The following is a 10,081-nucleotide window of genomic DNA, read 5'->3' on the forward strand; positions in this document are numbered from 1 at the left end:
GATCGCCCTCCTCGGCCTGACCTTCAAGCCGAACACCGACGACATGCGCGACGCGCCCGCGCTGGCGATCGTGGCGGGCCTGCAGGACGCCGGCGCCGTGGTCCGCGCTTACGATCCCGAGGGCATGGAGCAGGCTCGGATCCTGATGCCGGCTGTGGATTACGCCGAGAACGCCTACGCCTGCGCCGAGGGCGCCGACGCGGTGGTGATCGTCACCGAGTGGAACGCGTTCCGGGCCCTCGACCTCGACCGGCTGCGTCAGGCCATGTCGTCCGGTGAGGCGGCTCCCGTGCTGATCGACCTGCGCAACATCTACGACCCCGCGAGCGCCGCGCGCCACGGTTTCACCTATTGCGGCGTCGGACGAACCAAGGAGAGCGTCGCCCGGATCGGGTCTTGATCATCACTGCGCAGGCCTTCGAGCCCGGATTCCTGTGCGGGACTTGCGCGACATCGCGAAGATTTCTTCCGGAATCGGCATCGATGCCGCTAGACGGGCGGCGTCCGCGGAGGCGCAACTGTGGCTTTCTCGTGATCGAGCCCGCGTCTCGGCAGCCGGTCCGGCGGTTCAAACTCGGCGTTTTGACCGTAGGAATTGGATAAGCTTCTGATGAATACATGTCACAGCCTCTGGCAATTTTGCCACGCGGGGATGACCTCGCGTTAGGGCTGGTTGGACACCGCAATGGTGCCACAGTAAGGGGTGAGAGGGTACTCACTCGTCGAGAGCCGAGCCGACTTCCGATAACGAGCGTGTGCGAACCGAACGTGACACAACGTACAGACATTGCGATCGTCGGACGCGCATGCCGACTGCCCGGGGCCCCCAGCGTGGATGGGCTCTGGTCACTCCTGTCCGAAGGGCGCTGCGCCGTCAGCAAGGTGCCGGCCGACCGGTTCTCCCTGGAGCGGTTCGCCCATCCGCGCGCCCATGAGCGCGGCAAGAGCTACACCTGGGCGGCCGGTGTCATCGACGACGTCTGGTCGTTCGACCCGTCGGTCTTCGGCATCTCGCCCCGCGAGGCCGAGCAGATGGATCCGCAGCAGCGGATGCTGCTCGAGCTGACCTGGGAAGCCCTCGAGGACGCGGGCCTGCGCCCGTCGAGCGTGGCCGGCAGCAATATCGGCGTGTTCGTCGGCGCCTCGTCCCTCGATTACGGCAACCTGCGCATCCTCGACGCGCCGTCGGGCGACGCTTACGCGGCGACCGGCAACACGCTCTCGATCATCTCGAACCGCATCTCCTACATCTTCGACCTCAAGGGCCCGAGCTTCACGGTCGACACGGCCTGCTCGTCCTCGCTCGTCGCCTTCGACAACGCCGTGCAGGCGATCCGGTCGGGCCGCGTGGACACCGCGGTCGTCGCCGGCGTGAACGTGCTGGCGAGCCCGTTCAACTTCATCTGCTTCTCCACCGCGCAGATGCTCTCGCGCACCGGCCTGTGCCAGGCGTTCTCCAAGAACGCGGACGGCTACGTGCGCTCCGAGGGCGGCGTGGTGTTCGTGCTGCAGTCGGCCGAGGCCGCGCGGCGCAACGGCGCCACCGTGCGCGCGGTCGTCGCCGCCTCCGGCATCAACTCCGACGGCCGGACCACCGGCATCTCCCTCCCCTCGGGCTACGCCCAGGGCGCCCTGCTGGAGAAGGTCTACCGCGAGGCCGAGATCCGCCTCGACGACCTCGCCTTCATGGAGGCGCACGGCACCGGCACGCCGGTGGGCGACCCGATCGAGGCCTCGGCCATCGGCTCGAAGCTCGGCCGCGGCCGGCAGGCGCCGCTGCCGATCGGCTCGATCAAGACCAATATCGGCCACACCGAGCCGGTCTCCGGCCTCGCCGGCCTGATGAAGGCGACTCTGGCGCTCGAGCACGATCTCGTCCCGCCGTCGCTGCACGCGGCCGAGCTCAATCCGGAGATCCCCTTCGGCGAGCTCAACCTGGACGTCGTGCGCGCGCCGCTGAAGATCGGCCGCGGCTCGCGCGAGCGCTTCGCCGGCGTCAACTCCTTCGGCTTCGGCGGCACCAACGCCCACGTCGTCATCACCGACGCGCCGGCCTGGGCGAAGCCCGCCGCCGCGACCGCGGAGCCCCAGGCCCAGGTGCTGCTGCTCTCGGCCCAGAGCCGGGCGGCGCTGAACGAGCTCGCCCTCGACTACGCCGAGCGCCTCGAGGCCGCCCCCGAGCAGGTCGCGACCGCTGCGGCCGCGGTGGCGCATCGCCGCGAGCGCATGCCCGCCCGCCTCGCCGTCGCGCTCGACGGCAAGACCGACGTCGCCGCGGCGCTGCGCGCCGTCGGCGAGGGCGAGGACACGCAGGACGCCTTCACCGGCACCGCGGTCGACCGCGTCGCCGAGGTGGCGTTCATCTATTCCGGCAACGGCAGCCAGTGGGCCGGGATGGGCCGCGAGGCCTACGAGGAGAACGCGACCTTCCGCGCGACCTTCGACCGGATCGATACCCTGTTCCGGGCCTACTCGGACTGGTCGCTGAAGGACGCGCTCTACGCCGACGACCTCGACGAGCGCCTCGCGCTGACCAGCGTCTCGCAGCCGCTGATCTTCGCCATCGAGAGCGCCTCGACGGCCGCGCTCAAGGCGAAGGGCCTGATCCCGTCCTACGTCCTCGGCCACTCCGTGGGCGAGATCGCGGCCGCCGAGGCCGCCGGGATCCTCAGCCTGGAGGACGCGGTCCGGGTCATCTACTACCGCAGCCACCACCAGGAGACGACGCACGGCCAGGGCACCATGGCGGTGCTGCTGATGCCGGCCGAGGAGGTCGAGACCTTCCTCAAGGATTACCCGACCCTCGACATCGCCGCCTACAACAGCCCCAAGGCCGTCACGGTCGCCGGGCCGGTGGCCGACATCGACGCCGCCATCAAGGCCCTGTCGCGCAAGCGCCGCCGCGGCCGCAAGCTCGACCTCGCCTACGCCTTCCACGGACGGCTGATGGACCCGACCGAGAAGCCGCTGCTGCGCGACCTCGCGGGCCTCAAGTCGCGGACCGGCACCACCGCGATGGTCTCGACCGTGACCGGCTCGGTGCTGGGCGGCGAGAATTTCGGCGCCGGCTACTGGTGGCGCAACATCCGCGAGCCCGTGCGCTTCTGCGAGGCCGTGCAGGACGCCACCCGCCGCGGCGCCCGCGTGTTCGTGGAGGTCGGCCCGCGCGCGACCCTGATGTCGCACGTCGGCGACGCGGTCGAGCCGCTGGGCATCGAGACCGCCACGGTCGGCGTGATGCACCGCAAGGCTTCCGGCGGCGACCCGATCGCCAAGGCGGTCAGCGCCGCCCTCGTCCAGGGCGCGCAGGTCGACGAGACGCTGCTGTTCGGCGACGCCCCGAAGGGCGACGTCCGCCTGCCCTCCTACCCGTGGCAGCGCCGCCCGTTCCGCCTCGCCGACACCACCGAGGGCGTCGGCGCGATGAGCCCCCGCCCCTACCACCCGCTGATCGGGTCGCGCACGACCTTCGACGGGCTGGAGTGGAACGGCTTCGTCGACCCGGTGACCGTGCCGGAACTGGAGGATCACAAGGTCGACGGCCAGGTGATCATGCCGGGCGCCGGCTTCGTCGAGATGGCCCTGGCCTGCGTTCGCGAGGCCCTGCGCGACGACGAGGTCGTGCTGGCCGACTTCGAGATCGTGGCGCCGATGGTGTTCGCCGAGGACGCCCTGCGCGAGGTCGCGGTGCGCCTGTCGGGCTCCGGCAACGGCATCCAGGTGCTGAGCCGGCCCCGCCTGACCCAGACCCCCTGGCAGCTGCACGCCCAGGCCAAGATCGTCGAGGGCACCTTCTCGGCCCCGAAGACACCGGATCTCGACGGCTTCAGCTTCGAGACCGCGGGCGACCACGTGCTCACCGGCGACGCGCTCTACGCCAAGGCCCTCGCCTCCGGGCTCGGCTTCGGCCCGAGCTTCCAGCAGGTGGCGATGAGCGCGCGGCTCGACGACGCCACGATCGTCTCCGACCTGCTGCCGGCCGAGCCCGACACCCGCTACGGCCTGGTGCCGAACCGGCTCGACGCGTGCTTCCACGGGCTGATCCTGCTGTTCGCCGACCTGCTCGGCGAGAACGGCGGCAAGGCCTACATCCCGGTGCGCTTCGGCGAGGTCCGTATGCTGCGCCCCGGCGCGGTGATCGCCCGCTCGATCATCCGCACCCGCCGCTGCAACGAGCGCTCGATCCTGGCCGACTTCACGCTCCTCGACGCCGAGGGCGCGGTCATCGCCACGATCCGCGAGGGCCGGTTCCAGGCCCTGCGCGCCAAGAACGGCGGCGACCTCTCGACCTTCGCGATCTCGCAGGTGCCGGAGCTCGCCACCGAGCCGACCGCGATCCCGATGGAGCGCCGCCCGAGCGTGGCCGCGCGTCTGCGCCCGCTCGCCGCCGAGTCGAAGGGGCCGTCCGACGCCGCCCTGTCGCCGGGCCACCTCCTGCTGGAGGGCTGGGCGACCTCGCTCGCCTACCGCCTCGCCTCCGGGCTGGCGCAGGGGGAGACCGTCTCGGTCACCGACAGCCGTGTGCCGGAGGCCCTGCGCCCCTGGCTGCTGAACGCCCTCTACGCCCTGGAGAGCAGCGGCCTCGCCGAGCGCGCGGGCCAGAACTGGACGCTGGGCGACGGCTCCGCCCTGCCGGCGCCCGACGAGATCATGCGCTGGATCGCCGGCGACCATCCGGACCTCTCGGCCGAGCTGGTGCTGATCGCCGATGTCGGCGCCCTGGTCGACCGGCTGCTCGCCGGCACGCTCACCGACGCGCCGTCCCTGCCGCAGGGGGCGATCGACGCCTTCGTGCTGCGCTCGGCCACCGCGCGCCACGGCGCCGACGTGGTCGCCGGCCTGATCGAGCGGAGCCGTGCCCAGCTCCCGAAGGAGCGGGCGCTCCGCGTCCTGCAGGTCGGCTTCGGCCCGCTCTCGGCCCAGACCGCGACCTTCGCGTCCGCCGCCGAGGCCCGGCTCACCGTCTTCGAGACCGACCGCCGGCTCGCCGAGCGCGCCCGCCTGTCGCTCGGCCGTGCCGCCGCCGTGGTCGAGACCGCCGAGGAGCTCGCGCCCGGCAGCTTCGACCTGATCCTGGCGTCGGGCAGCCTGCATCGCGGCGACCGGGCCCTGCCGGGCCAGCTCGCCGGGGCGCTCGCCACCGGCGGCCTGCTGGTGGCTGTCGAGCCGGGCGCCTCCCTGTTCCGTGACCTCGTGTTCGGTCTCACGGCCGGCTGGTTCGAGGAGGCCGCGGGCGGCCTGCCCGTGGGCCGGCTCGAGGACATCGAGGGCTGGCAGCGCATCCTGAGCGCCCACGGCCTGGTCAAGGTCGAGGTCGAGCGGGCCGCCTCCGCCAACGGCGACGACCTGCTGCTGACGGCCGAGGCGCCGGTGCGCCCGGGTCCGGCCCCGGCGCAGAGCTTCGCCTTCATCATCGGCTCGGACGACGAGTTCGCGGCCGAGACCGCATCCTCCCTGGCGACCCTGCTGGTCGCGGGCGGCGTGCACGTCTCGATCATCCTCGACTCCGAGACCTCCCTGATGGAGCTGGAGAAGGAGACCCCCGACACGGTGGTGTTCCTGGCCGGCGCCTTCACCCGCGGCGGCGAGGCGTCCGAGCGGCTGCGCGACCGCTGCCTCAGCCTGAAGCGCTGCACCGAGCACCTGGGATCCCGCCAGACCAAGCTCTGGGTCGTGGCGCCTGGCGCGACCCGCGACCGCGGCGGCCAGACCACCAACATCGAGGCGGGCGTGTGGGCCTTCTCCCGCACGCTCGCCAACGAAGCCCCGAACCTCGACGTCCGCCGCATCGACCTCTCCCCCGAGATGTCGTCGAAGCGCGCCTCCGAGCGCCTGCGCGACCTCATCCTCTCCGGCACCCCGGAGACCGAGATCGTGCTGGACGACGAGCGGACCCAGGTCGTGCGCTTCCATGCCGGCCGGCCGCAGCACCGGGATCCGGCCGACGCCGTCCCGGCCGAGGCCGCGCGCCTGGAGCGCAGCAACACCGGCGGCCTGAGCGAGATGGTCTGGGGGCCGGCCGAGCGCCGCGCTCCCGGCAAGGGCGAGATGGAGATCGCGGTCGAGGCCACCGGCCTCAACTTCCGCGACGTTCTCTGGGCGCTCTCGATGCTCCCCGAGGAGATCCTCGAGGACGGCTTCGCCGGCCCCCGCCTCGGCCTCGAGTGTGCCGGCCGCGTCACGGCCGTCGGCCCGGGCGTGAAGGGCTTCAAGGTCGGCGATCCGGTCGTCGCCTTCGCCCAGTCGGGCTTCGCCACGCACATCGTTGTGCCGGACCTCGTCGTCGCGCCGATGCCGCACGGCCTCGACCCGATGGCGGCCGCCACCGTGCCGGTGGCCTTCCTCACCGCCTATTACGGCCTCGTCTCCTGCGCCCGGATGCGGCGCGGCGAGTGGGTGCTGGTCCACGGCGGCGCGGGCGGCGTCGGGCTGGCGGCCCTGCAGATCGCCAAGCTGAAGGGTGCCCGGGTCATCGCCACGGCCGGCTCCCGCGAGAAGCGGGCCCTCGTGAAGGCGCTGGGCGCCGAGCACGTGCTCGATTCCCGCTCCCTGGCCTTCGTGGACGAGGTCCGGGCGATCACCGGCGACGGCGTCGACATCGTGCTGAACAGCCTGTTCGGCGAGGCGATGGAGCGCTCGCTCAACGCCCTCCGGCCGTTCGGCCGCTTCGTCGAGCTGGGCAAGCGCGACTACGTCGCCAACACCCATATCGGCCTGCGCCCGTTCCGGCGGAACCTCAGCTACTTCGGCGTCGACCTCGACCAGGTGATCCAGCACCAGGGCGACGACGGCGCGCGGATGTTCCGCGAGGTCATGGCCCTGTTCAACGACGGCGGCCTCAAGCCCCTGCCGTACCAGCCCTTCACGGCGGCCGAGACCTCGGACGCGTTCCGGCTGATGCAGCAGTCCGGCCATATCGGGAAGATCGTGATCAGCCCGCCGAAGGCCGGCACGATCATGAAGGACACGGCCCGGCCGTTCACGGTCTCGGCCGAGGGCGTCCACCTGCTGACCGGCGGCCTCGGCGGCTTCGGCCTGGAGGCGGCGCGCTGGCTGATCGACCGGGGTGCCAAGCACCTCGTGCTCGCGGGCCGCAAGGGCGCGGCCACCGACGAGGCCAAGGCCATCGTCGCGGAGCTCACCGCGCGGGGCGTGACCGTCGAGGCGAAGGCCGTCGACATCACGAGCCGCGCCTCGGTGGACCGGCTCATCGCCGGGATCGAGCAGGGCGGCAGGAAACTCGCGGGCGTGCTGCACGCCGCGGCGGTGCTCCAGGACGGCCTGATCTCCAACATCGACGCCGCGGCGCTCGACGCGGTGATCGGCCCCAAGGTGATCGGCGCCCAGCACCTAGACGCCGCCACCCGCGACCGGAGCCTCGACTACTTCGTCCTGTTCTCCTCGGCGACGACCTTCATCGGCAACCCGGGCCAGGGGTCCTACGTGGCCGCCAACGGCTTCATGGAGGGACTCGCGCGCCAGCGCCGCCGCCGCGGCCTGCCCGCGCTGGCCGTGGCCTGGGGCGCCATCGGCGATGTCGGCATGCTCGCCCGCAACAAGGCGGTCATGGAAGGCCTCGCCGGCCGCGTCGGCGTCACGCCGATGGAGGCCCGCCGCTGCCTCGACCTGATGGCTGAGGCGCTGGGCAGCCAGGGCACGTCCCCCGACGAGGCGGTCATCGCCATCGCGGCGATGCACTGGGGCAAGGCGCGCGAGCGTCTCGCCACCATGCGCTCGCCGAGCTACGCCGAACTCGGCTCGGACCAGCAGGCCGAGGCCGGCGGCGTCCAGGCGATCAACATCGCGTCGCTGCTCAAGGGCGGCGACCTCGACGCGGTCCGCAAGACCGTATCGGACGCGATCGTCGAGGACATCGCCCGCATCCTGCGGCTGCCGAAGGACGACATCAGCCGCGTGCGCCAGCTCTCGGAGATCGGCCTCGACTCGCTGATGGGCGTCGAGCTCGGCGCCAGCCTGCAGGAGCGCTTCGCCCTCGACGCGCCGCCCGCCGGACTTTCGTCGGGCATGACCGTCAACGAGCTGTCGGAGTCCTTAATTCAGGCGGTTTCCGCGCCCATGGACGAGACGGCCGGCGTCGCGATGAGCCTCGTCTCGAAGCATGTCGGCGGTGAGGTCGATGCGCAGATCCTCGCGCCTCTCAAGGAACTCATCGAGCAGACGTCCAGCGAGATCAAAGAGACCAACTCATGACCGACACGGCACGGCCGGACGGCGGGCGCGCGGCGCTCGCCGGCTTCGTGACCAACCGGCTCGGGCGCGCGACGCCGCGCCCGGCCCCCGTCAAGACGGCCTCTCCCGCCGGCAAGTCGGCGGCGCAGAACTTCGAGAACCTGCCGGGCTACCGCGAGCTGAAGCTCCAGCGCCAGGCGGCCGACCTGATCGGTCTGGGCAACCCGTTCTTCCGCGTCCACGACGCCAAGGCCGGGGCCACGACGCGGATCGACCAGAAGAGCTTCACGAACTTCTCGTCCTACGATTACCTCGGCCTGAACGGTCATCCGCGGGTGAGCAACGCCGCCCGGGAGGCGATCGAGGCCTACGGCACGTCCGCGTCGGCGAGCCGGGTCGTGGCGGGCGAGCGGCCCGGGCACATCAGCCTCGAGCAGGCGCTGGCCAAGCACTACCAGTCCGAGGGCTGCATCGTGATGGTGAGCGGCCACGCCACCAACGTCACGACCATCGGCGCCCTGCTGGAAGCCGGCGACGTGATCTTCCACGACGCGCTATCCCACAACAGCATCGTCACCGGCGCGCAGCTGTCGGGCGCCCAGCGCCGCTCCTTCGCGCATAACGACCTCGACGCCCTGGAGACCCTGCTCCAGTCGACCCGCCACGAGCATCGCCGGGCGCTGATCGTGGTCGAGGGCCTCTACAGCATGGACGGCGACGCGCCGGACCTCGCCGGGCTCGTGGCCCTCAAGAAGCGCTACGACGCGTGGCTGATGGTCGACGAAGCGCACGGCCTCGGCGTCACCGGCCGCACCGGCGCCGGCCTGTTCGAGCATTGCGGCGTCGATCCCCGCGAGGTCGACATCTGGATGGGCACGCTGTCGAAGACGCTGTCCACCTGCGGCGGCTACATCTGCGGCCCGATCGCGCTGATCGAGTACCTGAAGCACACGGCCGGCGGCTTCGTGTACAGCGTCGGCATGTCGCCGCCGCTGGCCGCCGCCGCCGAGGCGGCGCTGGCCGTGATGCACGCCGAGCCGGAGCGGGTCGAGCGCCTGCGCCAGAACGGCACCCTGTTCCTGGCCACCGCCAAGAAGCTCGGCCTCGACACCGGCTTCAGCCTCGGCCTCGCGGTCGTGCCGATCATCGTCGGCGACTCGCTGAAGGCGGTGACGCTGTCGGACCGGCTGTTCCGCCGGGGCATCAACGTGCAGCCGATCATCCACCCGGCCGTGCCGGAGCGGGCCTCGCGCCTGCGCTTCTTCCTCACCTCCGAGCACACCCCCGACCAGATCCGCGACACCGTGAACGCGGTGGCGGAGGAGCTCGCCGCCATCGACAAGGGCGGCTCGCTGATCGAGCAACTGCTGGCGAAGCGCGTCTGAGCCCGGCCGGGGCCGGGAGCCCCGGTTCCCCGAGAGCGTTACGAAGAAGGGGGCGCGGATCACATCCGCGCCCCCTTCGGCATTCGGGCGACCGGTCTCCGCGGTCTCGGTCGGACGCGCGCATCGGCCGGATCGGCGCGACGCGAACCCGCATCCGTCGCGCGATGGGGTGGGTGCCCGCGTCGCGGTGCGCCGCCTTACTTGGCGTAGGAATAGGCCAGGGCGGCCGAGGAGACGGGGCCCGTGACGCCGTTGAAGGCGGTGAGGACCTTCTGGACCTCGGTGAAGGGGGCGTTCGACACGTAGATCAGGTCGCGGTTGCGCATCCGGAACGCCTGGGACACGAACAGGCTGTTGGGATCGCGCATGTCGATCCGGTAGACCACCGGCACCAGAGGCGTGCCCAGAAGCTTCGAGCCGGGGCTGAGCCGGCGCACGACGCTGGCCGGCTCGAACCGGAAGATGAACGTCCCGGCCGGGTCGGCGGCGAAGTCCGACAGGCCGCG

General features: G+C 71.7%; 3 protein-coding genes and 1 pseudogene. 3 read left to right on the forward strand and 1 reads right to left on the reverse strand.

The window, feature by feature from the left end; all coding sequences use genetic code 11:
• The 3 genes from ASG32_RS35195 to ASG32_RS19525 all read left to right on the forward strand — a co-directional run.
• Positions 1-400: UDP binding domain-containing protein (locus ASG32_RS35195; RefSeq protein ID WP_280141593.1), on the forward strand; the 400-nt coding region annotated here is incomplete at its 5' end.
• Between the two features lie 368 nt (positions 401-768).
• Positions 769-8,211: a type I polyketide synthase gene (locus tag ASG32_RS19520; protein WP_199866138.1), complete on the forward strand. Its 7,443-nt coding sequence runs from the start codon at positions 769-771 to the stop codon at positions 8,209-8,211.
• Positions 8,208-9,575 carry an aminotransferase class I/II-fold pyridoxal phosphate-dependent enzyme gene (locus tag ASG32_RS19525; protein ID WP_012317954.1) on the forward strand — a complete coding sequence of 456 codons (1,368 nt, stop codon included), beginning with the start codon at positions 8,208-8,210 and terminating at the stop codon, positions 9,573-9,575. The genes ASG32_RS19520 and ASG32_RS19525 overlap by 4 nt, the downstream gene beginning before the upstream one ends.
• Before the next feature lie 197 nt (positions 9,576-9,772).
• Here ASG32_RS19525 and ASG32_RS19530 read toward each other — a convergent pair.
• A pseudogene (locus ASG32_RS19530) lies at positions 9,773-10,081 on the reverse strand (sugar transporter); the annotation flags it as partial.

Origin of the sequence: Methylobacterium sp. Leaf361, from assembly GCF_001424445.1 — a bacterium.
In the GTDB taxonomy this organism is placed as follows: domain Bacteria; phylum Pseudomonadota; class Alphaproteobacteria; order Rhizobiales; family Beijerinckiaceae; genus Methylobacterium.

Coding starts and splice junctions, on each gene's coding strand:
- ASG32_RS19525 (WP_012317954.1), top strand. CDS start 8,208: ATGACCGACACGGCACGGCCGGACGGCGGGCGCGCGGCGCTCGCCGGC.